This window comes from Rathayibacter sp. AY1B7 (assembly GCF_002932735.1).
GTDB lineage: Bacteria > Actinomycetota > Actinomycetes > Actinomycetales > Microbacteriaceae > Rathayibacter.
Map to the genome: position 1 here is coordinate 1 of NZ_PSWK01000037.1, position 24,817 is coordinate 24,817.

A 24,817-nucleotide genomic window follows, 5' to 3' on the forward strand; every position below is an offset into this window, starting at 1 on the left:
CACCTGCACGCGGCCGACCAGCCGCTCGCCGCGCAGCCCTACTCCTACCGCCGCCAGCGCACGCCGTTCGTGTACCCGCTGCTGCACCCCTGACCCGAACAGGAGCGATGACATGGACAAGTCCTGCGTCCGCCCCCTCGACCTGGACGACGCCGTCGCCCTCGTCGGCATCCTCGCCGCCCTCCAGGCCCTCCTCGACAGCGGCGGCCTCCCCCCTGAGGAGGTCGAGGCCCTGCGCCACGGCCTCGAGCAGGGCGGCGCCCTCCTCCCCGGAAGTGACGAGAACGAGATCGCGACGGCTCTGGGTGGGCTGAACGCCCGCCTGCGTGGGACCATCGGGTGATCGCGCCGCGCTCGACGTTCCCGTAGCCTTCATCCGCGCTCGTGTCGACCCCGGAGACGCGCTCCCCCGCCCGCGGGTAGCGTCCGGTCCGGTCCCGCACTCCCACGGGGTCGCTGAACCCCGAGAGCCGGAGGAGATCCGATCGTGAACGGTGACCACTTCGTGCTCTCGACCGCGACGCCGTGGGACGACCGCACCGAGATCATCGGCGTGTACGCCTCCGAGGCGTGGGCCCGCGAGGCCGCGGCCGCATGGCTCGGCTCCCCGGACCGCGAGGCGTTCCCCCGGTGCGTCATCGAGGGCTGGAGCGGCGCGCACCTCCTCGGCCGCGAGATCGTCGAGGCCCTCGGCGTCGACGACGAGGGCGGCGACGAGTCGCTGGGCGGCCCCCGCAGCCTCTGACCCGGCGGCCTAGCCGCCCCAGTGCGACGGGCGCTCGAAGTGCGACGGCAGCGTGGTCGCCGCATCCCCTCGAGCGCTGTTCACCTGCGCCTGGGTGAGGTAGACCGCCTCGGCGAGCCGCGCGCCGGACACGTCAGCATCACGAAGGTCCACCCCGAGCAGGTCGCACCGCTGCAGATCCGCACCCCGCAGATCCGCGGCGAGGAGGATCGCGCCCCGCAGGTCCGCCCCCCGCAGGTCCGCGTTCCGGAGCGATGCACCCGCCAGATCGGCACCCGGAGCGAGCCGACGGCCCCTCGACCGGCGGGCAGCCGGCGCCGCTCCTGCGCGAGCGGCCGCGCTCGCCGCGATCAGGAGCGGCCGGGACGCTCCGTACTCCGCGTCGACGTCGACCGCGACCACCTGCTCCGGCTCGCCGAGGGTGTGCGCGTGCACGGCGTCGAACCGCTCGCGCAGCTCGTCGAGGAGCGGCGCGCCGACACCGGGAAGCGCCAGTGCGGAGTCGAGGTACCAGAGCAGCTCGTGCAGGCGGCGCATCAGCGGGAACACCGCGAACATCCGCTCGCGCACGGCCGGGTCGGACCGCCAGGAGACGCCGCCGAACGTCTGCTGCGAGACCTTCTGACCGGCGCCGAAGCAGTCGAAGACGGTGCAGCCGACGAAGCCCTGCGGTCGGAGCCGGCGGTGGATCGTGCACGCGTCCTCGCCGTCGAGGTTGACGCACGGGTCCCCGGCGCGCTTGTCGAACGGGAAGTCGGCGGAGCGGGCGAAGGCGAGGGCCACGCAGCACAGGCCGAAGCAGTTCGCGCAGTCGGCGCCGAGGTCCTCCCGGCGGCCGAGCTCGACCCTGGTGCGTGACGTCATCCGTCCGAGCCTACGCGCGGCGGCGCCTCCGGATCAGTGCGCGAGCGCGAGCACGCCGACGACCAGCACGCCGAGGCCCACGATCCCGAGCAGCGAGACGAGGCTCTCCTTCCAGGAGAGACCCGCGCGCACGACGGCGATGAGGGCGATCCCCGCGAGCGTGGCGACGTAGACGCCGGCGCCGATCCGCAGCGCGACCGTCGCGTCGATCCAGCCCAGCGCCGCGGCGCCGAGCGCGAGGACCGGGAGCGACGCCGAGGCGAGCGCCCCGCCCGCGATCCGCAGCATCGTGCCCGACTCCGCTCGCGAGGGCGTCGCCGCGTGCACGACCTGGTGCGCGATCACCTCGGCGACGAAGCCCGCGGCCGAGATCCCGATGATCGAGATCACGAGGCTCTGGAGGGCGTGGACCGCGTCGGGGTGGTCGCCGACGAGGTAGATCATCACCACGGCCAGGCCCGTGAAGGTCGCGTAGACCCGCTCCTTGAGGGCGCGGGCGATCTCGTCGAGGGGGCGGCGGGTCCGCTCCGCCCACCGGCCGGCGCGGCCCGGGCGCAGGCGCACGGGCGTCATCCGGTCGGCGGGTGCGGTGCGGCCCTCGTCGGCCGCTCCGTCAGTAGGAGGCGGAGTCGACACGTGCCGCGGAGGAGTCGCCCGAGTGCCGCGCCGCGAGGTCGCCGAGGATGGTCGCGGAGCCGCTGGTGCCGAAGCGGGTGACGCCGAGGCCGCGGTAGGCGAGGAGCGTGTCGAGGTCGCGGACTCCGCCGGACGCCTTCACCTGGACGGCCTCCGAGACGGCGCCGCGCATGAGGCGGAGGTCGTGCTCGTTCGCGCCTCCGCCCGCGAAGCCGGTGGCGGTCTTCACGAAGTCCGCGCCGGCGCGCTCGGCGGCCCGGCTGCCCTCGACGACCTGCTCGTCGTCAAGGAGGCTCGTCTCGAGGATGACCTTGACGACGTGGCCCTCGGCGGCCTCGACCACGGCGCGGACGTCGTCCTCGACGTCCTGGAGCAGGCCGCTCCGGAGGCGGCCGATGTTGACGACCATGTCGAGCTCGGACGCGCCGTCGGCGAGCGCCTGACGCGACTCCGCGACCTTCGCCGCGGTGGAGGTGGTGCCGTGAGGGAAGCCGATGACCGTGCCGACCAGGACGCCGGAGCCCTCGAGCCGGGCGACCGAGTGGGCGATGTCGGAGGGGCGGACGCAGACGCTGAACACGCCGGACGCTCGCGCCTCGTCGAGCTGGGCGTCGACCTCGGCGCGGGTGAGCTCGGGCTTCAGGATCGCGTGGTCGATGAGCGCCGCGATCTCGGCGACGGTGGGCAGGCTGGAGTCGGTCATCCGCACATTTTACGTCCGCCGGCGGGACGACGAAGGCCCGCGATCCTTCGATCACGGGCCTTCGGTCGTTCACGCCGCTAGCGGCGCTCGGTCACCAGCTGGACTTGGTGATGCCGGGCAGCTCGCCGCGGTGCGCCATGTCACGGAAGCGGACACGCGAGATGCCGAACTTCGTGAGGTTGCCGCGGGGGCGGCCGTCGACGGCGTCACGCGAGCGGACGCGGACGGGCGAGGCGTTGCGGGGGAGCTTCTGGAGGCCGACGCGGGCGGCCTCACGGGTCTCGTCGGTCCCGGCCGGGTCGACCAGGGCCTTCTTCAGCTCGAGGCGCTTGGCGGCGTAGCGGTCGACGATCACCTTGCGCTGCTCGTTGCGGGCGATCTTGCTCTTCTTGGCCATACTTAGCGCTCCTCGCGGAAGTCGACGTGCTTGCGCACTACGGGGTCGTACTTCTTGAGCACGAGACGGTCGGGGTCGTTGCGGCGGTTCTTCTTGGTCACGTACGTGTAACCGGTGCCGGCCGTCGAACGGAGCTTGATGATCGGACGGACGTCCTGCTGCTTGGCCATTAGATCTTCACCCCGCGAGCGAGAACATCCTTGACGACGGACTCGATGCCACGGGCGTCGATGACCTTGATGCCCTTGGCCGAGAGGGTCAGGGTGACGTTACGGCGAAGCGACGGCACGTAGTACGTCTTCTTCTGCACGTTCGGGTCGAAGCGGCGCTTGGTGCGCCGGTGCGAGTGCGAGATGGCGTGCCCGAAGCCGGGGACGGCTCCGGTCACCTGGCAGACTGCTGCCATGGTTTCCTCCATGTGTGGTTACCGTGGATCACGCGCGGCACGAAGCCCCGCCCGACCCACCCAAGGTCACTTGTCGGCGCACCGCCCGCCTGTCCGGCCGGAGCCGGAGCTCCTGCCCGGTGGGCAGCACGCAAGCGCGTGCAGATGCACGCAACCTCGCTAGGCTACGCGACCCGGGCGGCGGCCGCAACAGGGTGGGGACACTCCCCCGACAGGGTGGGACACTGCCCCGACAGGGCGGGGACGCCGCCCCGACGTGCACAGGGACTTCCTGGGAGGTTCCGGCAGAAGTGGCCTCCCGTACCCCCCGAGCAGGGCGTTCGTGTACCTTGCGCCTTCCTCGCGGGTCGACGACCGCCCTACTCTGAGCCGACCGCGGACGCCCGCTCCCGGCAGCAGCCGGGAGTAGCAGCACATGCGCCAGTCCTTCCTCCGTTCCCTCGTCGCCGCGGCCGTGCTCGTAGCGGGCGCAGGACTCAGCGTCGTGGCCGCGCCGACCGCGTCGGCGGCGCCGGTCTTCAGCACCGCGTGCTTCACCTCCCCGAAGGTCTCGACGGTGTCGCAGTACACCGTTCCCGCGACCGGGGTCTCGACGGTCCGCGCCGTCCTCAGCGGCCAGAACGGCGGGAAGGGTGCGAGCGGCCTCGGGACGGGCAACGCCGGCGGACGCGGCTCCAGCCTCGTCGTGGAGGTGCCCGTCACACCCGGGCAGGTGCTGGAGATCGGGCGCCTCACCGGCGCCCCGGCCGGAGCGGCAGGCGCCACGCGCTACGTGAACGGCGGCGTCTACGCGGGCGACTCCGGCGGCGCGGGCGGCGACGCCCAGTACCTCAGCACGGCCGGCTCGGACGGCTGTCAGCACGCCCTCGCCGTGGCGGCGGGCGGCGGAGGCGGCGGCGGGCGGTCCTCGGTCGGCGGGGACGCCGACGCCGGCAGCGGCGCGAGGGGCGGCGGGAACGGCGGCAGGAACAACGCGGCCGACGGCGGCGGCGGCGGCGCGGCCGGGCAGAGCTCGGGCGGCTCGCCCGGCGCCCGCGGCTACAGCACGTTCGGCGAGTGCGCCGACGGCAACAACGGCCAGTGGGGCGTGTTCCTCAACGACGGCAAGGGCGCCGACGCCGGCGCCTCCCGCGGCGGCGGCGGCAACTGCTCGTTCCCCGGCCACAGCGGCGGCGGCGGCGGGGCCGGCTGGTGGTACGGCGGCGGCGGCGGATCGCCCTACGTGTTCGGCAGCATGAACGACACCCTCGGCGTCATGAACGACCCCGGCGCCGGCGGCGGCGGCTCGAGCTACGTGCACCCGAGCGTGACGAGGATCTCGCAGACGGCCGGCCCGACGGCGGCCGACCCCGTGGTCGCTCCGGTGTACGACACCGCCGTGACCGTGACGCGGACCCCCGACTTCTCGATGCTCGGGCAGGAGGTCACCGTCACCGCGAAGGTGACCATCCCGAGCCTGGGCCGGCCGGTGGCCGCCGGCGGCACCGTCGAGATCCTCACCGGTGCAGGTACCAGCAGGGTGACCCTCGACGCGGACGGCGTCGGCGTTCTGACCACGAGGGACATCCCGCAGGGCTGGAACGAGATCCGCGCGCACTACCCCGACACCATCACCCCCGCCGAGGCGGGACGAGGGAGCTGGTCGGCGCTCCCCGCTCTGCGCCACGAGGTGCGCGCGTGCGCCGCGGCACCCGTCATCACCCGGCAGCCCTCGGACATCGCGGGCGTCACCAACCAGGTCTACACGCTGACGATGGGCGTGAGCGTCTCGGCCGTCTACGGCGGCATCCCCGCCGTGTCGTGGGAGAGGTCCACCGACGGCGGCGCCACGTGGAAGCCCGCGCTCGGCCGGGCGGGCGCCCGGGAGGACGGGACCGCGTTCCTCGAGGCCGGCCCCGATCCCACCGGCTCCTACCGCTACCGGGCGACCCTGACGACCTGCGGGGGCAGCGTCCGCAGCGAGCCGGCCACCGTGGCGGTGGGCGGCGTGCGCTTCGACCTGTCGACGCTCCCGCAGAAGGCGTACGGCGACTCCTTCGACGCGAGCCCCTACGCGCAGGCCGTCGATGTGCCCGGCCGCTCGATCGTCCTGAGCAGCAGGACCGCCGAGACCTGCTCCGTCAGCGGCATGAGGGTGACCGTGCTCCACGCCGGCGTCTGCACGCTCGCGGCGAGGCTCGACGCGCTCGCTCCTCTGGGCTGGGCGGGCGAGCCCCTGCAGAGCTTCACGGCGAAGCCGAAGGCGCTCACGGTGACCGCCCCGACGGTCGACTACCCGCGAGGCGCGCCGTCCCCCGACCTGCGCTGCACGGCCGCCTTCGTCGGCACCGACACCTTCGGCGCCCCGCTCACGGCCGGCGTCTACCGGCCGATCGTCACGGCGGACGACGTCATCTACCGCCTGATCCCGAACTGGCCCACCTCCACCTTCACCACCTTCACCACGCGGTGCAGCGGCGCGAAGGTCAGCAGCGACTACACGATCGCGGGGTACAAGGACGGCGCGCTGCGCATCGTCGCGGCCGTCCCGATGGTGACCGCCTCCTCGCCCTCGTCGACCTTCGGATCCACTCCCCCCGCGATCACCGCCTCCGTGACCGGCTCCCCCTCGGGGACGGTCTCCTGCGGCGCCTTCGCGGCGTCCGACACCGGATTCACGACGCCGCTGGCGCTCTCCGCGACGACCCCCGTCGGCCGCTACCCCACGCGCTGCTCCGGCCTGACGAACCCCTCGGGACAGCTGATCACCATCGACGGCGCGCTCACGATCTCGCCGGCGCCCCTCTCGGTGACCGCGTCGAGCCCCGGGACGCAGGCGCACGGCACCGCTACCGCCCCGACGGTCACCTGCACGGCCGACGGCTTCGCAGGAACCGACCGGTTCGTCACCGAGCCGACCGGCGCCTACTACACGGCGGACGGCACCGGGAAGGTGACGATCGGAGCGCGCACGCCCGTCGGCGACTACGTCACGCGGTGCGACGGAGGCGACGCGGGGCCGAACTACACCCTCCGGTCGATCCCCGGCACCTTCGCGCTGGCCGACCGCTCGGCCCCCGTCGTGACCGTGCCCGCCGCCGTCACGGCCGAGCCGGCCGACGTCTCCGGCGCCGTCGTCACCTTCGCGTCCTCCGCGCAGGACGCGGTCGACGGAGCCGTGGGCTCGACCTGTACGCCCGCCTCGGGAAGCGTCTTCCCGATCGGGGACACGACGGTCGACTGCACCGCGGACGACGAGGCCGGCAACACCGGCACGTCCTCGTTCCGGATCACGGTCCGGAAGTTCTCGCAGACGGTCGCCTTCACCTCCTCGCGGCCGACCGCGCCGACGGCGCTGGGCACCTTCACTCCGACGGCCACCGGCGGCGGCTCCGGGAGCCCCGTCTCGATCGGAGCGACCGGATCCTGCGCGATCGCCGACGGCGTCGTGACCTTCACCCGGAGCGGCACCTGCACCGTGACCGCCGACCAGGCCGGCGACGACCACTACACCGCGGGGCGAGCCTCCTTCGATCTCGAGGTCGCGAAGGCGTCGCAGACGCTGACGGTCGCGGTGCCGAAGACCGGCGTCCTGGAGTCGACCGGCGTCGCCACGGCGACCTCGAGCTCGGGACTGCCGGTGCTCGTCAGGACCTTCTTCGGCTGCACCGTCGCCCCCGACGCGACGGGTGCGCAGATCCTGACCTACACCGACCCCTCGACCTGCGGCGTGCAGTTCGACCAGCCGGGCGACGAGGTGTACGCGGCCGCCGACGGCCTGGTGCGCTTCGTCCCGATCTCGCGGATCCCCCAGACCGTCGTCGTCACCTCGACTCCGCCCGACCGGGTGTTCACCGACGACCGGTACACAGTCGAGGCGACCGGCGGCGGCTCGGGCAACCCGCTCGTGATCGCGGTGATCGAGAACGGCAACTGCACCATCGCGGACGACGTGGTGACGTTCTTCGGCGACGGCACCTGCACGGTGACGATCGACCAGGCCGCGGACGATCGGCACGACGCCGCTCCGCAGGTCCGGCAGGTCATCACGGTCGGGACTCCCGAGGGGAACCTCTCCTTCGGGAGCACCGCGCCCCCGCACGCGATGTCGCTCGAGACGTACCGGCCGACGATCGTGCCCGGCCCGTCGAAGGGCGTGCCCGTGCTCTCCGCGAGCCGAGACTGCTCGATCCTCCCGGACGGCGTGACCGTGCGGAACGACGGGGCCGGGCTCTGCGTGCTGTCCCTCGACCAGCCCGGAGACGGCTACTGGCCCGCGCGGCACGCCGAACAGGAGTACTCGATCTACTTCCTCCCGCAGACGGTCCGGATCACGAGCGCGCCTCCGGTCGGCGCCGTCCTGGGGGACACGTACCGCCCGGTGATCGAGGGCGGCGCCTCGGGCATCGCTCCGTTCCTCCTCACCACCGCGACGTGCTCCGCGAAGGACGGCGTGGTCACCTTCACCACGAAGGGCGTCTGCGGCGTCTTCGCCTACCAGAACGGCAACCGGCAGTACGACAGCGCCCGGCCCGCCGTGCAGGAGGTGGAGGTCGGCTACGCGCCCGGCTCCGTGGCGTTCACGACCGCCGTCCCGACCGACGCGGAGGTCGGCGGATCCTTCACTCCCGCCTTCACGCGAGGCCCGTCCTCCGGCCCCTCGGTGCTCAGCGTCTCGGGCGCCTGCTCCGACGGCGAGAACGGCGCCGTCCGGTTCGACTCCGCGGGCACCTGCACGCTGACGGCGATCCACTACCGCGACGCCACCTACGGCACCGCGCGGGCGGTCCAGACCTTCGAGATCACCGCGATCGCGCAGACCGTCGCCTTCACCTCGACCGCGCCGTCGACGGCCACGTCCGGCGACACGCTCACTCCGACCGCGACGGGCGGCGCCTCCGGGCTCCCCGTGACGATCGGAGCGACCGGCGCCTGCACGCTCGCCGACGGCGTCGTCACCTTGGCCGGCAGCGGCACCTGCACCGTCACGGCGGACCAGGCGGGCGACGGGCGCTACGCCGCGGCGGCGCAGGCCTCGCAGACCGTCGCGGTCACGCAGCTCGCGGGCACCGTCGCGTTCGGCGGCGATGCTCCGGCCGAGGCCCGGGTCGGGGGCTCCTCGACGGCCGCGGTCATCGCCGGCCCGTCCAGTGCTCCCCCGGTGCTGACGGCCTCCGGCGCCTGCTCCGTCGGGCCCTTCCGACTGGTCTCCTACGACTCCGCCGGCACCTGCACGCTGACGCTGGACCAGGCGGGCGACATCCGCCACAGCGCAGCGCCGACGGCCGTGCGCAGCTTCGAGATCACCCGGGTCGCGCAGACCGTGGCCTTCACCTCGCAGGCGCCGGACTCGGCGCTCGCGGGCGGCACCTACCGCCCGACCGCGACCGGCGGAGCCTCGGGGCGCCCCGTGGTGCTCGGCGCCTCCGGATCCTGCACGCTCACCAACGGGGTCGTCGCCTTCACCGGATCGGGCACCTGCACGGTGACCGCCGACCAGACGGGCGACGCCCGGTACGACGCGGCGGAGCGGGCCTCGCAGGTGATCGCGGTCGGACTGCTCGCGGGCACCGTCTCCTTCGGCGGCAACGCGCCGACCGGCGCGACGGTCGGCGGGACGACCACCCCGCGGATCATCGCCGGGCCCTCCACGGCGCGTCCGGTGCTGACCGCCTCCGGAGCATGCTCGACGGCCGCGGGAGTCGTGTCCCACGACTCCGTCGGCACCTGCACGCTGACGCTCGACCAGGCGGGCGACTCGCGGTACGGCGCCGCTCCGCAGGCCGTCCGCACCTTCGCGATCGGCGCCCTCGGCCAGACGCTGGCGTTCGCCTCGCCGGTCCCCGACGCGGCGGTCGCGGGGGGCTCCTACACGCCCGTCGTGACGGCCGGCGCGTCGAGCGCCCCCGTGGTGCTCGGAGCGGCCGGGTCCTGCACGGTCGCGGACGGCGTCGTGACCTTCACCCGCTCCGGCACCTGCACGGTGACCGCGGACCAGGCCGGGGACGAGCGCCACTCGGCGGCTCCGCGGATCACGCAGTCGGTGGAGGTCGGCACGGCGGCGGGAGCGGTGTCGTTCCGCGACGCCGCCCCGACGGACGCCCGGATCGGCGGCTCCTGGACCCCGTCGATCGTCCGCGGCCCGTCGAGCGCCGACCCGGTGCTGGACGCCTCCGACTCCTGCTCGCTGGGAGAGGACGGCACGGTGTCCTACGACTCCGTCGGCACCTGCACGCTGACGCTGGACCAGGCCGGCGACGACGCTCACGCGCCCGCGGAGCAGGTCGTCCGGACCTTCCCGATCGGCAAGGCGCTGCAGACCGTCGCCTTCACCTCCGCGGCTCCGAGCACGGCGACCGCGGGCGGCCGCTACACGCCGACCGCGGCGGGCGGCTCCTCCGACCTGCCGGTCACGATCGGCGCCACGGGCGCGTGCTCGCTCGCGAGCGGCGTCGTGACCTTCAGCGGATCCGGCACCTGCACGGTCACCGCGGATCAGGCCGGCGACGCCTCGCACGACGCGGCTCCCCGGGCGACCCAGTCGATCGCGGTCGCCGCGGTCGTCCCCCAGAAGAAGAAGGCGCAGAAGGTCGCCTTCTCGACCACGATGCCGTCCTCGCCCGAGAAGGGGATCGCCTACCCGGTCGCGGCCACCGCCTCCTCCGGTCTGCCCGTGAAGCTGTACGCGAGCGGCAGCTGCACGCTGACCGCCACCGGCGCGGGCACGGCGACGGTGCGGCTGACGGGCGCGGCGAGCTGCACCGTCCGGGCCACGCAGGCGGGCGACTCGGCGTGGCTCGCCGCGACCTCGGTGACGCAGTCGCTGCAGGTGAAGTCCTCCACCCGCGCCGACCTGACGCTGACGCTGGCGCCGGCGCCGGGACTGGCGGCGACGGCCCCGCTCTCGGGCACGATCACCGTCCGGAACACCGGCACCCGGGACGCGGCGACGACGACCACCCGGGTCGTCGTCAGCGGAACGGTGGCGAGTGCGCCCGGCGCCGTGCAGACGAAGGGCTCGGCCGCGGGCACGACGGTCCTCACCTGGACCGCGCCGAGCGTCTCGGCCGGGCGGAGCACCACCTACTCGGTGACGCTGGTCGACCGGCCGGCCGCCACGACGATCGACGCCAGGGTGTCGACCGCCGCCGCCGATCCCACGCCGGCGAACAACGCGGTCAGGCGCACCTTCCGGTAGAGGCTGCGGGGAGGGAGGGGTGTCGCGCCGCGTTGCCCGTTCCCTCCCCGACCGCTATGGTCGCGGGGACGCTCCGGGGGACGGGGCTCGCGAGGGGGGCCCGTGGACCGGTTGAGGCGACGCGCGCTGCTGCTGGGGATCGCCTCCTCGGCGGTCGCGCTGACGGGGTGCACGCCCGCCCGGCCCGCTCCCGCGGCGCTCCCGCCGAGCACGGCGCCGGCGGCGGTGCTGCCGTCCGCCGCTCCGACGGCCGTCCCGACCCCTCCCCGCCCCGTTCCGACCATGACCGCCGCGGCGGCTCCGGTACGGCGGAAGGCGCCGCTGCCCTCCGGCACGATCTCGGAGCTGCCCGGCGAGGGGAGCACGCTCGCCTGGACCGTCGACGACGGCGCGGACTCCGACGTGGTCGCCGCCTACGCGCAGTTCGCCCGGGACACCGGAACCCGGCTGACCTTCTTCCTCAACGGGAAGTACGACTCGTGGACCGTGAACGCGCCGCTGCTGGCTCCGCTCGTCGCCTCGGGGCAGGTGCAGCTCGCGAACCACACCTGGTCGCACGCCGACCTGACGAGCCTCTCGAGCGACGGCGTGCAGGAGGAGCTGGGCCGCAACGGCGACTTCATCCGCTCGATCTACGGGGTGGAGGCGGCGCCCTTCTACCGGCCGCCGTTCGGGTACACGGACGAGCGGAGCCGGGCCGCCGCGGCGGCGATCGGCTACACGGCGACGGTGCTCTGGTACGGCTCGCTCTCGGACTCCGGGCGGATCACGCCGGAGCAGGTGGTCGGCTTCGCGGACCAGTGGTTCCTGCCGCAGCACATCGTGATCGGGCACGCGAACTTCGATCCTGTGACGCAGGTCTACGCGCGGCTCGTCGACATCCTCCGCGAGCGCTCGCTCGAGACGGTGACCCTCCGTGACGTGTTCGCGGTCTGAGCGCCTCCCCGCCGGCGCAGGTCAGCGCGCGGGTCGGCGCAGCGCGGCGCGCGCGGCGGCGGAGACGGCCGCGGCGACCGCGTCGAGGGCGGGCGTGTGCAGGGCCCACTGCTGCCAGTAGAGGGGGATGTCGACGGGGTCGCCGCCCAGCTCGACGAGGCCCTCGCCGCCGACCGGGGCCTGCAGCTCGGGCAGCATCCCCCACCCCATGCCCAGGCGCACGGCCCGCTCGAAGTCGGTCGATCCGGGGACGCGGTGCTGCGGCGGGCGGCCCTCGACGCCGGCGGCTCGGAGGAAGTCGTCCTGCAGGCGGTCCTTCTCGTCGAAGACGACCAGCGGAGCGCTCGCGAGACCGGCCGTGCCGCCGTCCGGGAACCAGCGCTCGGCGAACGCGGGCGCGGCCATGGCGCGGTACCGCATCACTCCGAGGGGCGCGACGGTGCAGCCGAGCACCGCTTCCGACTCTCCGGTGACGGCCGCCAGCACGGTGCCGTCGCGGAGGAACGCGGTGGTGTGCGCCTGGTCCTCGCGATGCAGCTCCACCACGACGTCGGGGACGGAGGCGAGCGCGGGCAGCACCCAGGTGGCCAGGGAGTCGGCGTTGACGGCGAGCGGGAGGACGACGGGGCCCGCCCCCTCCGCGTCCTCGCCGCCGAGCGAGCGGACGGCGTCGTCGGCGAGGAGCTCGATCTGGCGGGCGAGGCGGAGGAGCCCCGCACCGGCCTCGGTCGCGACGACCGGGCGCGAGCGCACCAGCAGGACGCGGCCTGCGGCGGTCTCGAGCGCCTTGATCCGCTGGCTGAGGGCGGAGGGGGTGATGTGCAGGGCCCGGGCGGCGGCGTCGAAGGAGCCGTACCGGACGGAGGCCGCGAGCGCGCGCAGGCGGGAGAGGTCGAGGTCGTCTGTCAGCATCAGTGCTGCTTACGGTACTGAAGGAGCATGAGCTGGTCTACAGGAGCGCCCCGCCCTAGCGTCGGAGCGTGTCCCCCCTCCTCGCCGCCCTCTCCGGCCTCGGCTTCGGCCTCTCGCTCATCATCGCCATCGGCGCGCAGAACGCCTTCGTGCTCCGCCAGGGCCTCCGCCGCGAGCACGTGCCCGCCGTCGTCGCGATCTGCGCACTCTGCGACGCCTCGCTGATCGTGCTCGGGATCGCGGGGATCGGAGCGGTCCTGGAGTCGGCGCCGTGGCTGCTGGTGGTGATCCGCTGGGGCGGCATCGTCTTCCTCCTCGCCTACGCGGTGATGGCGGCGAGGCGCGCACTGCGGCCGGGGACCCTCGACGGCGATCCGGCCGGCGCCTCGACGTCGCTCCGCACGGCGATCGGCACGTGCCTGGCGCTGACACTGCTCAACCCGCACGTCTACCTCGACACGGTCGTGCTGCTCGGGTCGGTGGCGAACACGCAAGGCGCCGAGCGCTGGTGGTTCGGGGCGGGGGCGGCGGCCGGAAGCGTGCTGTGGTTCACCGCTCTCGGCTTCGGGGCGCGGGCGCTGCGGCCGCTGTTCCGGAGCCGCGGGGCCTGGCGGATCCTCGACGCGGCCGTGGCGGTCGTGATGGTGGTGCTGGCGGTGTCGCTCGCGCTGCACTGAGGGCCTGGTGGTGCACTGCTTGTTCTACTAACATTGTGAACATGTTGTTCCGTGTCGACCACTCCGCGGCGGGCTCGCTCGCCGACCAGCTGGAGTCGCAGGTGCGCTCGGCCGTCGCCCGGGGCGAGCTCTCGGCGGGCGACCGCCTGCCGCCCGCCCGCGAGCTCGCCGACTCGCTCGGCATCAACATGCACACCGTGCTGCGCGCGTACGCCGCCCTGCGCGACGACGGGATCCTCCAGATGCGCCGGGGCCGCGGCGCGTGGATCACGGAGTCGGCCGGGCCCGGGCTCGTGCGCGTGACCGCCCTGGTCGACGAGCTGCTCGCGGAGGCCCGCCGCAGCGGCATCACCCCGGCGGAGCTCGTCCGCCTGATCGAGAGGACCGGATCATGACCGCCACCGCCGACCGCCGCCGCGAGCTCCTCGCCGCCGCGTCCCTCCTGCTCCCCGCCGCCGGAGTGCTCGTCTCGCGCCTCGTCCTGGACGACGCGCTGCCCGCGGAGCTCGCCTCGCACTGGTCGGGCACCGGGGCGGCCGATGCGACCGCGTCGACGGGCGCTCTGCTCGCGATCGCCCTCGTGCTCTCCGGGCTCCCGGCCGTCGCGGGCCTCGTGGCGGCGGTCGTCGGGCGCGCCCCGCGGCTCCTGCTGGCGACCCTCGGCCTCGTGGCCGGGCTGGGCGCCTCCGCCTGGGCGACCTCGGTCGGCACGACGCTCGCGGCCGGGCGCGCCGAGGGGGCGGAGCTCGGCGGGTGGCTGCTCGCGCTGCTCGGAGGGATGCTCTTCGCCGTCGTGCCCGCGCTGATCGCTCCGGGCACCCGGCGCGCCTCCCGCCTGGCCGCCGGCCGCCTGCCGCTGGCGGCGGAGGAGACCGGCGCCTGGTCGCAGACGCTGACGGGCCCGGTGTTCGCCGTCGCCGCGATCGCCACGGCGGCGGGCGCGGCCCTCTCCCTCGCGACGCTCGCCGCGGCGGGCGCCACCGGTCCGGCGATCGCGACGGCCGTCGTCCTCGGCGTCGTCGCGCTGGTGCTCCTCTCCTTCTCCCGCCTGAGGGTGACCGCCGACCGCCGCGGCCTCCGCGTCGTCACGACCGCTCTCGGCATCCCGCTGCGCCGCATCCCGCTCGACACCATCGCCTCGGCCGGCACGGCCCAGCTGCGGCCGTCGGAGTGGGGCGGCTGGGGGTACCGGGTGATGCCGGGCCGCTCGGCGGTCATCCTGCACGCCGGGCCGGGGCTGGTGGTGACGACGGACCGCTCGCGCGAGTTCGCGATCAGCCTCGACGACCCCGAGACCCCCGCGGCGCTGCTCGAGACCCTGCGCTCGCGGGCCTGAGGCGCCGACCCGTCAGTCGACCACGATCCGGACGAGCGTCGTGACGGCATCCACCGCGTTCACGTAGGAGTAGTGCCGCGAGGTCGGGAAGGCGAGGTGCCGTCCGGGCTCCAGCCGCACGGGCTCCTCGCCCTCCCGCTCCAGGAGGAGCGCGCCGGCGGTGACGAGCAGGATCTCGTGCCACCCCTCGGGGTCGGGCTGCGCGTCGTAGCGGTCCCCGGGGCCGAGCGTCCAGGTCCAGAGCTGGGCCTCCCGGCGCGCGGGGACGGAGGAGAGCAGGACGGCGACGCTCGCCTCGCCCGCTCCCCGCCAGGCGACCTGGTCGATCGCCGCGGGCGCGGATCCCGGGGCCGAGACGAGTGCAGTGAACGTGGCGCCGAGGGCGGTCGCGAGGCGGTCCACTCCGGTCAGCGAGATGTTGGCCTCGCCGGCCTCGGCCGCGACGATCGTCCGCCGGCTGATGCCCGAGCGCGCCGCCAGCGCGGACTGGCTCAGTCCGGCTCCGCGCCGCGCGAGACGGAGGTTGCCGCCCAGGTGGGCGAGGACGGGAGCCGACATGCGCACTATTCTGCACCGACAGGCCCCTGATGCTCCTAGGATGTGCAGAATGATGCACATCTCGCCGCTCTGGGGCCTCCGCTTCACGCGTCCGGAGTGGGCGCTCATCGGCATCACCGCGATCTGGGGCGGGACCTTCCTCGCCGTGCACATCGCGATGGAGCACAGTGGTCCGCTGTTCTTCGTCGGGATGCGGTTCGCGATCGCGGGGCTGATCAGCGCGGTCGTGTTCCACCGGTCGCTCCGGGGGATGCGGCGGATCGACCTCGCGGCCGGCGTCGCGATCGGGGTGATGATCTTCGCGGGCTACGGCCTGCAGAGCTACGGGCTGCAGACGATCACGAGCAGCACCTCCGCGTTCCTGACCGCGCTGTACGTGCCGCTGGTGCCGCTGCTCCAGTGGGTCGTGTTCCGTCGCCGTCCGGGCGTGCTGACGCTGGTGGGCGTCGCGCTGGCGTTCGTCGGACTGCTCCTGATCGCGGGCCCGCAGCCGGGCGTCGCGCTCGGAGCGGGCGAGGTGGCGACGATCGTGAGCACGCTGCCGATCGCGGCGGAGATCATCCTGATCGGCCTCGTCGCCGGACGGGTGGACCTCGGCCGGGTGACCGTGGTGCAGCTGCTGGTCGCCGGCGCGCTCGGGTTCGCCTCGATGCCCGTCGCGGGCGAGGCGGTCCCGGCGTTCTCGGGGGCCTGGCTGATCCCCGCGCTCGCGCTCGGGGCGAGCAGCTGCCTGATCCAGCTGACGATGAACTGGGCTCAGCGCTCGGTCTCGCCGTCGCGCGCCACGATCATCTACTCCGCCGAGCCCGTCTGGGCCGGTCTGATCGGCCGCCTCGCCGGCGACCGGCTCCCCGCGCTCGCCCTGCTCGGGGCGGGGTTCATCGTCGCGGGCACGCTCGTCAGCGAGCTGAAGCCGCGCCGCGAGCCTGCGCCGCCGGCTCTCAGGTGACGGCGGGGAGGGCGGCCGAGGCGACGAGCGCGCCGCCGGCGTCGGTGATCTCGACGGCGGCGACGGACTCGCGCAGGACGGCCGCGTTCATCTCGCAGTCGAGCTCCGCGGAGCTGCCGAGGAAGGAGCCGGACGGGAGCCGCTCGCCGGAGCCGGTGACCAGCACGAGGTCGTAGCTCTCGCCGAGGGCGAAGCCGGTCCCGCGGAGGATCGTCTCGGTGCCCCAGGTGTGCGCGACCAGCGAGCCGTCGAGCGTCACGCCCTCCGTCCGCTCGTCGAAGGCGATCGCCTCGACGGCGCCGAGCGTCCCGGGCGGTCCCGCGACGGGGCGCTCCTCGGCGGACCGCAGGGCCGCTCCGGCGACGCCGCCCACGACGAGGAGCGCGGCCGCCGCGGCGACGGCCAGGACGGCACGGCGGCGCGGGGCACGGCGGCGCGGGGCACGTGCACTCTCCGCGCGCTCGGGCCGCTCCCCGGCGAGCGCCGCGACGCGCGACCGCAGCTCCGGCGACGGCTCCGCCTCCTCCCAGCGGCCCAGCGCGCCGACTCGGTCGACCACCGAGCCGAACGACGCGAGCTCGCGGTCGATCGAGGGGTCGGCGGCGCGCAGGCTCTCGAACTCCCGCGCCTCCTCGGCGGAGAGGTCGCCGGCGAGGGCCGCGGCGAGGAGCTCCTCGCGGCGGCCGCCGGGCTGGTCTCCGTCGGGCTGGTCTCGGTCGATCACGATCTCTCCTCGTCGGTGGATCCGGCGCCCGCGAGGTGACCGCGGAGCGCTCGGAGAGCGTAGAAGGCGCGGCTGCGCAGGGTGGCGACCGGCACGCTCGTGGCCGCCGACAGGTCGGCGTAGGTCTCGCCGTTCAGGTGGACGGCGACGACGACCTGCCGGTGCTCGGCGGAGAGCCGCGCGAGCGCCTCGGCGATCGCGAGCGGCTCGAGGGGGTCGCGGTCCTCCGCGGGCACCTCCTCCAGAATCTCGGCCTCGATCAGGCGCGGCAGGCGCTGACGCGAGCGGTGCACGTCGATGACGACGTTGCGGGCGATGGCGAAGAGCCAGGTGCGGGTGCTGGCGCGCTCGGCGGAGTAGCTCGCCCGCGAGCGCCAGGCGCGCAGGAACGTCTCCTGCACGCAGTCCTCGGCGAGGCCGCGGTCGCGCAGGGCGTTGAGCGCGAAGCCGAGCAGGGCGGACCCGTGCTCGTCGAAGGCGGCGGCCGGGTCGAACCCCGCCGTCCGGGGCTCGAGGCGCACCACGGGAGCCGGGACCTCCGAGTGCTCGCGCGGCATCGCGGGCCCTTCGTCTCGTCGTGCCGTCGCCGTGCGCGCCACACCGCCTCCTCGTCGGGACCGGTGGTCCGTCGGAAGGGGGTACGGCCGCGGCGGCGGCGGCGTTCATCGGAGGCGAGGACCGTCTCCGTGAAGATCCTCTCAGATGGAGTGAACGCAGCGCCGCTTCCGGCCGTACTCCCTGCATCGGGCCCGCTCGGCGCTCGCGATCGAAAGGCTCCACCATGACGAAGACGTCCCCCGCGCGGAACCGCGCCGGCCGCCGCCTGCTCTCCCTCGGCGGCATCACCGCCGTCGCCGCCGCCTCCTTCTTCGCCGCCGCGCCGGCCCAGGCCGAGACCGAGGTCGCCGAGCCGTCCTCCTTCACCAGCGCCTTCACGGTGATGGCGACGCCCGACCAGGTCGTGAACGCCGATTCCGCCGCGACCCCCGGCCAGCCCGGCGCCACGGGCGAGATGACCTTCCGGGTCAACAGCGACCTCGACGTCATCTGCTACGACATCACCCTCACCGGCGTGACCGGCGACTACCAGAGCCCCGCGACGACCGCGACGCACATCCACCAGGCGGCGCTGGGCAAGGCGGGCCCGCCGCGCATCGCGTTCCCGAACCCGGCCCCGGTCGGAGACGGCCCCCGCACCAGCAGCGGCTGCCTGCAGGGCCCCTTCACCACGGGCATCCAGGCGAACGGGGCCGACACCGGCGCCGGATTCACGCTGAAGGCCCTCGAGGCCGATCCCGCCGCCTTCGCGGGCGACTCCCACACGGCCTCGTATGCGGCTGGCGTCGTCCGCGGCCAGCTCTCGCAGGTGCCGGTCGGCGGCCTCCAGACCGGTGGCGGCGCGACCGCCGCCGGGAGCGACGCCACGGGCCCGTCCGGTCTCGCTGCGATGGCCGGCCTCGGAGCCGTCGCCGCCCTCGGCGCGGCCGGAGTTGTCGTCGCCCGCCGGCGCACCGCCTCCTGATCGTGGGCACCCGGTCGAGGAGCGGAGCGGCGGCACTGTGCGCCGTGCTGCTCCTCGCGGGGTGCGCCGCCGCGGACGGGAGCGGAGGAGCGGAGACGCCCGCGAGCGCGCCCGCGCCTCCGGCCCTCGCTTCTGCTCCCCCGCTCACTCCTCCCCCGGTCCCCGCGCCCGACCCCGCCGCTGCCGCGCCTGCGCGCACCGTCGGCGTCGAGCCCGCCCGGCTGAGCGTGCCCGCGATGGGCCTGGACGAGCCGCTGATCGCGCTGGGCATCCAGTCGGACGGGGCGATGGAGGTGCCGGTGGACTACGACGACGTCGGCTGGTTCTCGGGAGGCGGGCGCCCGGGTGGCAGCGGCCGCACCGTGATCGCGGCGCACGTCGACTCGCGGTCCGGTCCCGCGGTCTTCTTCCGCCTCGGCGAGCTCGCCCCGGGCGACGAGATCGCGGTGAGCGGAGTGGACGGCTCCGACCACCGCTACCGGGTGACGGCGGTCGAGTCCCACGCCAAGGCCGCGTTCCCCACCGCCCGCGTCTTCGGCGCGACCCTCGAGGAGGAGCTGATCCTCGTGACCTGCGGAGGCGAGTACGACGCGGCGATCGGCCGCTACCGGGACAACCTGGTGGTGTTCGCCTCCCCGCTCTGAGTCCCGCCACGGAGGCGCGGCACAGAGGGGCGGCACGACCGCCCGGCATCGTGGCGCGGAACGGTGGCGCAAAGCACAGCACGAGTGCCCCGCCGGCGCAAGGGTCCGGGCGCGCGCACGCCGTGTGGTCGGATGGGGAGGGTCGGCCCCCCGCCGCCGCTCCCCTCCCGCTCCCCACCGCCGTGGCGCGGCCGATCCGACAGGACGCCCGTGTCCACCAGCCCCCGCCCCACCCTCTTCGCCCTGCCCGGACTCGGGCTCGACGGCCGCGCCTTCGACGCGCTCGGCCGCGAGCTCGCCGACGTCGCGGACCTCGTCGCGCTCGACCTGCCCGGTGGATCCGGGACCTCGCTCGAGGAGATGACCGCTGCCACGATCCGCCGGATCCGCGAGCACGGCTCCTCCCGCTGGTTGCTCCTCGGGCACAGCATGGGCGGGAAGATCGCCTCGCTCGTGGCCTCCCGCACGGTCACCGGCCGCTCGGGCCTGTTCGGGCTCGCGGGCGTCGTGCTCCTCGCCGGGTCGCCGCTCTCGCCCGAGCCGATGGAGGAGGAGCGCCGCTCGACCATGCTCGGCTGGGTCGACGACGGGCACCTCGACGAGGCGCAGGCGCGCGAGTTCGTCGACCAGAACGTCGGCTCGCCGCTGCCCGCCGACGCCGACGCGGAGGTGCTGGCCGAGCTGCGCCGCTACTCCCCCGAGGGCTGGCGCGACTGGCTCGAGCACGGCAGCCGCGAGGACCGCACCGGAGAGGCCGCCCTCGGGGCCGTGCCCGCGCTCCTGATCGCGGGCGGTGAGGACGGCGACCTCGGCGCCGACGCGCAGCGCCGCCTCAACGGCTCCCTCTACTCCCGTGCCCGGCTGCTCACGCTCGCCGGGGCGGGCCACCTGCTGCCGTTCGAGCGCCCGGTCGAGGTGGCGGCGGCGATCCGCCGGTTCTGGGAGGAGGAGGCCGGCACGGCGCCGTCGGTCCCGGCCGACGTCGGCGCGGCCATCGCCTCCGCCCGGACCTCCACGCGGGTGCGCGGGCTGCTGGCCGTGCGCGCGCTCGCCGACGACCCGGAGTACGCGCCGCGCGCCCTGACCGTCGCCCAGCTCGCGGAGCTGCGCGCGATCGCCGACCGGGTCGTCCCGCAGGAGGGCGGCCGGATCGACCTGGCCGCACGGGTGGACACGCAGCTCGCGAACGGCGAGGGCGACGGCTGGCGCAACGCCGACCTGCCGGCCGACCCGATCGCCTACGGTCTGGCGCTCGACGCCCTCCGGGGCTTCGCCGGCCTCGGCCCCGCCGAGCAGGACGCGCGCCTCACCGCGATCGCCGACGGCTCCGCGGAGCCCGGCGACCGCTCGGCCGGCGGGCTCGGTGCCGAGCAGCTGACCGCCTGGTTCGAGGACTGCCGCGTCGACCTCGTGAAGCAGTGGCTGGCGCACCCCGCGTCGATGGCGCGGATCGGCTACGACGGCTACGCCAGCGGCGGCGACACGCTGCCGCTCGTGACGGGCTTCCGCCTGCTCGGCGCCGACGACCGCGAGACCTGGGAACCGACGACGAGGAGTCACCGATGAACACGACCGGCATGCGCCGCTTCCCGCTCGACGAGACGGTCGACGCCGTCGTGATCGGCACCGGGGCCGGCGGAGCGCCCCTGCTCTCGGTGCTCGCCGCTCGAGGGCTGCGGGTCGTCGCCCTCGAGGCCGGGCCGCACGTCGATCCGCTGGGCCACACCGCCGACGAGACGGCGGCCGTCGAGATCAACTGGATGGAGGAGCGCCTCAGCGGAGGCGAGACCCCCACCGCCTTCGGGCAGAACAACAGCGGCCGCGGGGTCGGCGGCTCGACGCTGCACTGGGGCGCGTTCACGCCCCGCCCCGACCCGCGCGACCTGCGGCTCCGGAGCGACTCCGGCGTCGGCCGCGACTGGCCGATCGAGCACGCCGAGCTCACCGCGTACATCGAGAAGGTGGAGGCGACGATCGGAGTGGCGGGCCCGGCCGAGTACCCGTGGGACCCGTCGCGCCGCTACCTGCAGGGCCCGCTCGCGCGGAACGCCTCGGCCGACATGATGCTGCGCGGCTGCGCGGCGATCGGGATGCGCGCGACCGACGCGCCCGCCGCCGTGCTCAGCGGCCCGCGGGACGACGGCCGGCCCTCCTGCGTCAACTGCGGCCAGTGCCATCAGGGCTGCCGGACCGGCGCGAAGACGAGCATGGACGTGACCTACCTGCCGGAGGCGGTGCGGGCCGGTGCCGAGATCCGGGCCGACTCGTTCGTGCACGGGATCGAGCTGGACGCCGCGGGACGCGTGTGCGCCGTGGTCTACACGAGCGGCGGAGTGGAGCACCGGCAGCGCTGCTCCGCCCTGTTCCTCTGCGCGGGCGGCGTCGAGACGCCCCGGCTCCTCCTGCACACCGGCATCGCGAACAGCAGCGGCCAGGTGGGCAGGAACTTCCTGGCGCACGGGGCGACCCAGGTCTGGGGCACCTTCGAGAGCGAGATGCGCGGCTACCGCGGCTACCCCTCCTCGGTGATCACCGAGGACACCGTCCGCCCGGCCGACGCCGACTTCGCGGGCGGCTACCTGATCCAGAGTCTCGGAGTGATGCCGCTGACCTACGCGACGACGCTCGCCCGCGGCGCGGGCCTCTGGGGCAGGGATCTGATGGACGCGCTCGACGGCTACCGCTTCGCGGCGGGCGTCGGGATCAATGCCGAGTGCCTGCCCGCCGACGGCAACCGGCTGGAGCTGACCGACGAGCTGGACGAGCACGGGGTGCCGAAGGCGCGCATCACGTTCTCGGCGGGCGCCAACGAGGAGGCGATCGACCGGCACGCGATCCGGACGATGACCGCGATCGTGGAGGCGGCCGGCGCGACGAGCACGCGGGTCATGGCGCGCACGGCGCACACTCTCGGCACCGTGCGGATGGGCACCGACGCGGGCGACGCCGTGATCGACGCGGACGGCCGCAGCTTCGACGTGCCGAACCTCTGGGTGTGCGACAACTCGGTGTTCCCGAGCGCGCTGATCGCGAACCCGGCGCTCGCGACGATGGCGCTCTCGCTGCGGACGGCGGACCGCTTCCTGGCGGCGTAGCGTCGTGGCGGCGGGACGGCTGCGTCGCGGCGGCGGGACGGCTGCGGGGCGGCCGCGGGGCGGGACGACGGGCGAGGTGCTCCTCCGCGTCGCCGACTGACCGCGCGGGCGTGCCCGGACTGCGCGCCCGGACTGCGCACCCCGCCGGATCAGCCGTGGGGCCGTGCGGGGCGCCAGCGCAGTCGCGAGACGCGCTGCCCGAACGGCGGCCCGACGCGACGGCGCTCGACGGCGGTTCGGCGCGCGCTGAGGTGCCGAGGTGCCGAGGTGCCGAGGTGCCGGATCGTGGTGGCCGAACGGCGGCAGGGCGCAAGGCGGCGGCACGGCCCTGGTGTCGGCACGGCGTCAGGCGACGGTGCGGCCCCGGTGACGGTCCGCGCCTCAGCGACAGTGGCGCGGCGGTGCGGCCGCGTGAACCCGAGCGAAGGCGCGGATCCGAGCGGCAGTGGCGCGGCGGTAGGGCGCTGAGCACTCGCCTCCGAGCGACAGCACGGCCCGATCACCAGCGCGAACCCGCGCAACGGGCCGAACCCGCCCGACAGCCGATTCCCTCAGGGGTGCACGGCGGCACGTCAGCACGGCAGCACGGCAGCACGGCAGCACGGCAGCGTGTCAGAACGGCGGCGGCCGGTCCGCGAACCTCGGGGTCGCCGGTGGGCCTGGACGGAGTCGTGCCTCGAGGCCCGGCGGGCGCGTGGTGATGCGGCGGCCGGTGGGGGTGGTCCAGTCGGCGGTGCCGTCGGGGTGGAGGACGTAGGTCCAGCGGTCGCCGTGCCGCACGTGGTGGTGGGCGACGCAGAGGCTGGCGAGGTTGCCGAAGTCGGTGCCGCCGCCGATGCGCCACTCGACGACGTGGTCGGCCTCGGCGCTCGCGGCGGAGCGGGTGCAGCCGGGGAAGCGGCAGGTCACGTCGCGGAGCTGGAGGAGGAGCCGCAGCTCGCGGTGCGGCAGGCGGCGTGTGCGCCCGACCGAGAGGACGGCGCCCGTCCGGGGCTCGGTCAGCACGCGGGTGACGGTCGCGGGGACGAGGCTCCGGGCGACGTCTGCCGGGATCGGGCCGTAGCCGTCGAGCTCGGCGGAGGCGTCGTCGGCGCCGGACGCGGTGCTCGCCGACAGGGTGACCCGCACCTCGGCGCGCACGCCGGTGACGAGGGTCGGAACGGGCCGATCGGCGCCGACCGGGTCGGGCGCCGTGCCGATGACGTCCGCCTCGCAGAGGAGGTCGGCCAGAGCGTCGGCTCGCAGCTGGGCGAGGGTCCGCTCGTCGCCCGCTCCGGAGATCGCGTCGACGTCGCACGCCCCGGTGATTCCGGTCGGCTCCGCCCCGGTCGTCCCGCTCGACTCCGCCGCGCAGGAGCCCGCATCCGTGGCGGCAGGCGGCTCCGCCCCCGCCGGCCCCTCGGCGCCGTCGCGGAGGATCCGGGCGATCCGGTCGAGGCGGCTGTACGCCCCCACGGCGACCGGGGCGGGGAGGAGGGCGCAGAGCGTCGCCATGCCGTCGACCTCGGGGGTCAGCCAGACCGCGCGGTCCTCGCGGGCACGTCGGTGGCGCTCGGCGAGGGGCTGCTCGTGGAGCTCCTCCCGCAGTCGGGCCAGAGCGCGCCGCAGCTGGGTCGGCGTGGTGCGGGCCGCGAGCTCGGCCGCCCGCGTATCGAACGCGGCGCGGGAGCCCGGAGGCAGGGTGGCCGCGACGGCGCAGACGACCTGGCCCGCCTCCCACCGCAGGCGCGCCCCGGCGAGGGCGGCGCGGGTGGTCGGCAGGTCCTCGACGAGGAGGCGCGCGTGGTCGAGCTCGCGGGAGGCGACCCGCTCGGAGACTCCGAGGGCGACCGCGAACTCCGCGCGGATCGACCGCTCGGCGAGGTCGCTCGACGCGTGCGGCGCCGAGCCGCGGGCGAACGACTCCGGATGCTCGAGTGCGGCCCGGTGCCCGGCGTGCAACTCCTCGGCCGCGGCCAGGAGCAGCGGGGACGCCGAACGGGCCAGCGCCGCGGCCCGGTCGCCGCGAGCACGCACCTCGCTGAGCACCGCCTCCGCTGCTGTCGACCCGCTGATCATCGTCATACGTGTATTCAATCAGCGACCACCGACACGGAAGCGACGGATCATCATATCCGTGGAGAACCGGCGTGAGGCCCTCCTGTGGAGGGAGGGATCGCCGCCGCCGACGCCGCACATCCCCGCCGTCCTCGGGGCGGCGCGCGCAGGACACCGGCGCAACACCCCGCCACACGCACCGCCACACGCCCCCCGCTCACGCGAACCGCACCGCCACACCCGCCCCCGCTCACCCGATCCGCACCGCCACACGCACCCGCTCACGCGAACCGCACCGCCTCACGCACCCGCTCACGCGAACCGCACCGCCTCACGCACCCGCTCACGCGAACCGCACCGCCACTCGCCCCCGCTCACGCGAACCCCACCGCCACACACCCACCCGCTCACGCGAACCCCACCGCCACACACGCACCCGCTCACCCGAACCCCACCGCCACACACGCACCCGCTCACCCGAACCCCACCGCCACACACG

Annotated in this window: 23 protein-coding genes; 12 read left to right on the forward strand and 11 right to left on the reverse strand. The window is 74.9% G+C overall.

Translation table 11 applies throughout. The annotated features are described in order from the left end of the window. Window positions 1-112 precede the first annotated feature (112 nt). Together C5C95_RS15400 and C5C95_RS15405 are read left to right on the forward strand one after the other, a co-directional pair. Complete coding sequence (locus C5C95_RS15400; RefSeq protein WP_104227350.1) at window positions 113-343, forward strand: hypothetical protein; 231 nt, start codon at window positions 113-115, stop codon at window positions 341-343. A gap of 144 nt (window positions 344-487) precedes the next feature. After that, window positions 488-745 carry a hypothetical protein gene (locus C5C95_RS15405; protein ID WP_104324777.1) on the forward strand — a complete coding sequence of 86 codons (258 nt, stop codon included), beginning with the start codon at window positions 488-490 and terminating at the stop codon, window positions 743-745. A gap of 9 nt (window positions 746-754) precedes the next feature. Here C5C95_RS15405 and C5C95_RS15410 read toward each other — a convergent pair whose 3' ends face one another. The 6 genes from C5C95_RS15410 to rpmB all read right to left on the reverse strand — a co-directional run bounded on the left by C5C95_RS15410 (window position 755) and on the right by rpmB (window position 3,751). After that, window positions 755-1,609, reverse strand: coding sequence for a pentapeptide repeat-containing protein (locus C5C95_RS15410; RefSeq protein ID WP_104324778.1), 855 nt, complete (start codon window positions 1,607-1,609; stop codon window positions 755-757). Window positions 1,610-1,642: 33 nt separating this feature from the next. Then, window positions 1,643-2,245 (reverse strand): hypothetical protein, encoded by a 603-nt coding sequence (locus tag C5C95_RS15415; protein ID WP_146076980.1) that lies wholly within the window; start codon window positions 2,243-2,245, stop codon window positions 1,643-1,645. Then, entirely contained in the window at window positions 2,223-2,948 is a 726-nt protein-coding gene (gene deoC / locus C5C95_RS15420; protein ID WP_181027245.1) for a deoxyribose-phosphate aldolase, read from the reverse strand. Before deoC ends, C5C95_RS15415 begins: the two co-directional genes overlap by 23 nt. 91 nt (window positions 2,949-3,039) lie before the next feature. Further along, window positions 3,040-3,345, reverse strand: coding sequence for a 30S ribosomal protein S14 (gene rpsN, locus C5C95_RS15425; RefSeq protein ID WP_104225107.1), 306 nt, complete (start codon window positions 3,343-3,345; stop codon window positions 3,040-3,042). Between the two features lie 2 nt (window positions 3,346-3,347). After that, a complete protein-coding gene (gene rpmG, locus C5C95_RS15430) occupies window positions 3,348-3,515 on the reverse strand; it encodes a 50S ribosomal protein L33 (RefSeq protein ID WP_027692168.1) in 168 nt (55 codons plus the stop codon). Continuing rightward, window positions 3,515-3,751, reverse strand: coding sequence for a 50S ribosomal protein L28 (gene rpmB / locus C5C95_RS15435; RefSeq protein WP_056038148.1), 237 nt, complete (start codon window positions 3,749-3,751; stop codon window positions 3,515-3,517). Before rpmB ends, rpmG begins: the two co-directional genes overlap by 1 nt. A gap of 415 nt (window positions 3,752-4,166) precedes the next feature. On the opposite strand from rpmB, the gene C5C95_RS17590 reads away from it, so the two are divergent. Next, window positions 4,167-10,928, forward strand: coding sequence for an HYR domain-containing protein (locus tag C5C95_RS17590; RefSeq protein WP_181125729.1), 6,762 nt, complete (start codon window positions 4,167-4,169; stop codon window positions 10,926-10,928). A 102-nt stretch (window positions 10,929-11,030) separates the two neighbouring features. After that, window positions 11,031-11,864, forward strand: a complete 834-nt coding sequence (locus tag C5C95_RS15445; protein WP_219814770.1) for a polysaccharide deacetylase family protein — start codon at window positions 11,031-11,033, stop codon at window positions 11,862-11,864. A gap of 21 nt (window positions 11,865-11,885) precedes the next feature. Here C5C95_RS15445 and C5C95_RS15450 read toward each other — a convergent pair whose 3' ends face one another. Then, window positions 11,886-12,776, reverse strand: coding sequence for a LysR family transcriptional regulator ArgP (locus tag C5C95_RS15450; protein ID WP_104324780.1), 891 nt, complete (start codon window positions 12,774-12,776; stop codon window positions 11,886-11,888). Between the two features lie 68 nt (window positions 12,777-12,844). On the opposite strand from C5C95_RS15450, the gene C5C95_RS15455 reads away from it, so the two are divergent. The 3 genes from C5C95_RS15455 to C5C95_RS15465 are packed head-to-tail and all read left to right on the forward strand — an operon-like array spanning window position 12,845 to window position 14,789. Continuing rightward, on the forward strand, window positions 12,845-13,453 hold the full coding sequence (locus tag C5C95_RS15455; RefSeq protein ID WP_104324781.1) for a LysE/ArgO family amino acid transporter: 609 nt from the start codon (window positions 12,845-12,847) through the stop codon (window positions 13,451-13,453). Window positions 13,454-13,494: 41 nt separating this feature from the next. After that, window positions 13,495-13,848: a GntR family transcriptional regulator gene (locus C5C95_RS15460; RefSeq protein ID WP_104225158.1), complete on the forward strand. Its 354-nt coding sequence runs from the start codon at window positions 13,495-13,497 to the stop codon at window positions 13,846-13,848. After that, window positions 13,845-14,789 (forward strand): hypothetical protein, encoded by a 945-nt coding sequence (locus tag C5C95_RS15465; RefSeq protein ID WP_104273871.1) that lies wholly within the window; start codon window positions 13,845-13,847, stop codon window positions 14,787-14,789. The genes C5C95_RS15460 and C5C95_RS15465 overlap by 4 nt, the downstream gene beginning before the upstream one ends. 12 nt (window positions 14,790-14,801) lie before the next feature. Here C5C95_RS15465 and C5C95_RS15470 read toward each other — a convergent pair whose 3' ends face one another. Further along, window positions 14,802-15,347 (reverse strand): helix-turn-helix domain-containing protein, encoded by a 546-nt coding sequence (locus tag C5C95_RS15470; protein ID WP_104324782.1) that lies wholly within the window; start codon window positions 15,345-15,347, stop codon window positions 14,802-14,804. Between the two features lie 49 nt (window positions 15,348-15,396). On the opposite strand from C5C95_RS15470, the gene C5C95_RS15475 reads away from it, so the two are divergent. Further along, entirely contained in the window at window positions 15,397-16,296 is a 900-nt protein-coding gene (locus tag C5C95_RS15475) for a DMT family transporter (RefSeq protein ID WP_258072682.1), read from the forward strand. Here the strand turns inward: C5C95_RS15475 and C5C95_RS15480 are convergent. Beyond that, window positions 16,289-17,020 carry a hypothetical protein gene (locus tag C5C95_RS15480; RefSeq protein WP_104308007.1) on the reverse strand — a complete coding sequence of 244 codons (732 nt, stop codon included), beginning with the start codon at window positions 17,018-17,020 and terminating at the stop codon, window positions 16,289-16,291. The genes C5C95_RS15475 and C5C95_RS15480 overlap by 8 nt on opposite strands. After that, window positions 17,017-17,577: a sigma-70 family RNA polymerase sigma factor gene (locus C5C95_RS15485; protein ID WP_104227341.1), complete on the reverse strand. Its 561-nt coding sequence runs from the start codon at window positions 17,575-17,577 to the stop codon at window positions 17,017-17,019. Before C5C95_RS15485 ends, C5C95_RS15480 begins: the two co-directional genes overlap by 4 nt. 224 nt (window positions 17,578-17,801) lie before the next feature. Between C5C95_RS15485 and C5C95_RS15490 the strand changes: the two genes are divergently transcribed. The 4 genes from C5C95_RS15490 (at window position 17,802) to C5C95_RS15505 (ending at window position 22,281) form a co-directional block, all read left to right on the forward strand. After that, a complete protein-coding gene (locus C5C95_RS15490; RefSeq protein WP_104324783.1) occupies window positions 17,802-18,542 on the forward strand; it encodes a CHRD domain-containing protein in 741 nt (246 codons plus the stop codon). A 2-nt stretch (window positions 18,543-18,544) separates the two neighbouring features. Then, window positions 18,545-19,186: a class F sortase gene (locus C5C95_RS17910; RefSeq protein WP_104353823.1), complete on the forward strand. Its 642-nt coding sequence runs from the start codon at window positions 18,545-18,547 to the stop codon at window positions 19,184-19,186. A 210-nt stretch (window positions 19,187-19,396) separates the two neighbouring features. Next, complete coding sequence (locus C5C95_RS15500; protein ID WP_181125731.1) at window positions 19,397-20,752, forward strand: alpha/beta hydrolase; 1,356 nt, start codon at window positions 19,397-19,399, stop codon at window positions 20,750-20,752. Beyond that, window positions 20,749-22,281 carry a GMC family oxidoreductase gene (locus C5C95_RS15505; protein ID WP_104287818.1) on the forward strand — a complete coding sequence of 511 codons (1,533 nt, stop codon included), beginning with the start codon at window positions 20,749-20,751 and terminating at the stop codon, window positions 22,279-22,281. Before C5C95_RS15500 ends, C5C95_RS15505 begins: the two co-directional genes overlap by 4 nt. A 612-nt stretch (window positions 22,282-22,893) precedes the next feature. Here the strand turns inward: C5C95_RS15505 and C5C95_RS15510 are convergent. Further along, the gene (locus C5C95_RS15510; RefSeq protein ID WP_104324785.1) at window positions 22,894-24,345 is read right to left on the reverse strand and encodes an HNH endonuclease signature motif containing protein; all 1,452 of its coding nucleotides are present in this window, start codon (window positions 24,343-24,345) and stop codon (window positions 22,894-22,896) included. Window positions 24,346-24,817: the final 472 nt, after the last annotated feature.

Coding starts and splice junctions, on each gene's coding strand:
- C5C95_RS15400 (WP_104227350.1), top strand. CDS start 113: ATGGACAAGTCCTGCGTCCGCCCCCTCGACCTGGACGACGCCGTCGCC.
- C5C95_RS15410 (WP_104324778.1), bottom strand. CDS start 1,609: ATGACGTCACGCACCAGGGTCGAGCTCGGCCGCCGGGAGGACCTCGGC.
- deoC (WP_181027245.1), bottom strand. CDS start 2,948: ATGACCGACTCCAGCCTGCCCACCGTCGCCGAGATCGCGGCGCTCATC.
- rpsN (WP_104225107.1), bottom strand. CDS start 3,345: ATGGCCAAGAAGAGCAAGATCGCCCGCAACGAGCAGCGCAAGGTGATC.
- rpmG (WP_027692168.1), bottom strand. CDS start 3,515: ATGGCCAAGCAGCAGGACGTCCGTCCGATCATCAAGCTCCGTTCGACG.
- rpmB (WP_056038148.1), bottom strand. CDS start 3,751: ATGGCAGCAGTCTGCCAGGTGACCGGAGCCGTCCCCGGCTTCGGGCAC.
- C5C95_RS17590 (WP_181125729.1), top strand. CDS start 4,167: ATGCGCCAGTCCTTCCTCCGTTCCCTCGTCGCCGCGGCCGTGCTCGTA.
- C5C95_RS15450 (WP_104324780.1), bottom strand. CDS start 12,776: ATGCTGACAGACGACCTCGACCTCTCCCGCCTGCGCGCGCTCGCGGCC.
- C5C95_RS15460 (WP_104225158.1), top strand. CDS start 13,495: ATGTTGTTCCGTGTCGACCACTCCGCGGCGGGCTCGCTCGCCGACCAG.
- C5C95_RS15465 (WP_104273871.1), top strand. CDS start 13,845: ATGACCGCCACCGCCGACCGCCGCCGCGAGCTCCTCGCCGCCGCGTCC.
- C5C95_RS15470 (WP_104324782.1), bottom strand. CDS start 15,347: ATGTCGGCTCCCGTCCTCGCCCACCTGGGCGGCAACCTCCGTCTCGCG.
- C5C95_RS15475 (WP_258072682.1), top strand. CDS start 15,397: ATGATGCACATCTCGCCGCTCTGGGGCCTCCGCTTCACGCGTCCGGAG.
- C5C95_RS15485 (WP_104227341.1), bottom strand. CDS start 17,577: ATGCCGCGCGAGCACTCGGAGGTCCCGGCTCCCGTGGTGCGCCTCGAG.
- C5C95_RS15490 (WP_104324783.1), top strand. CDS start 17,802: ATGACGAAGACGTCCCCCGCGCGGAACCGCGCCGGCCGCCGCCTGCTC.
- C5C95_RS15505 (WP_104287818.1), top strand. CDS start 20,749: ATGAACACGACCGGCATGCGCCGCTTCCCGCTCGACGAGACGGTCGAC.
- C5C95_RS15510 (WP_104324785.1), bottom strand. CDS start 24,345: ATGACGATGATCAGCGGGTCGACAGCAGCGGAGGCGGTGCTCAGCGAG.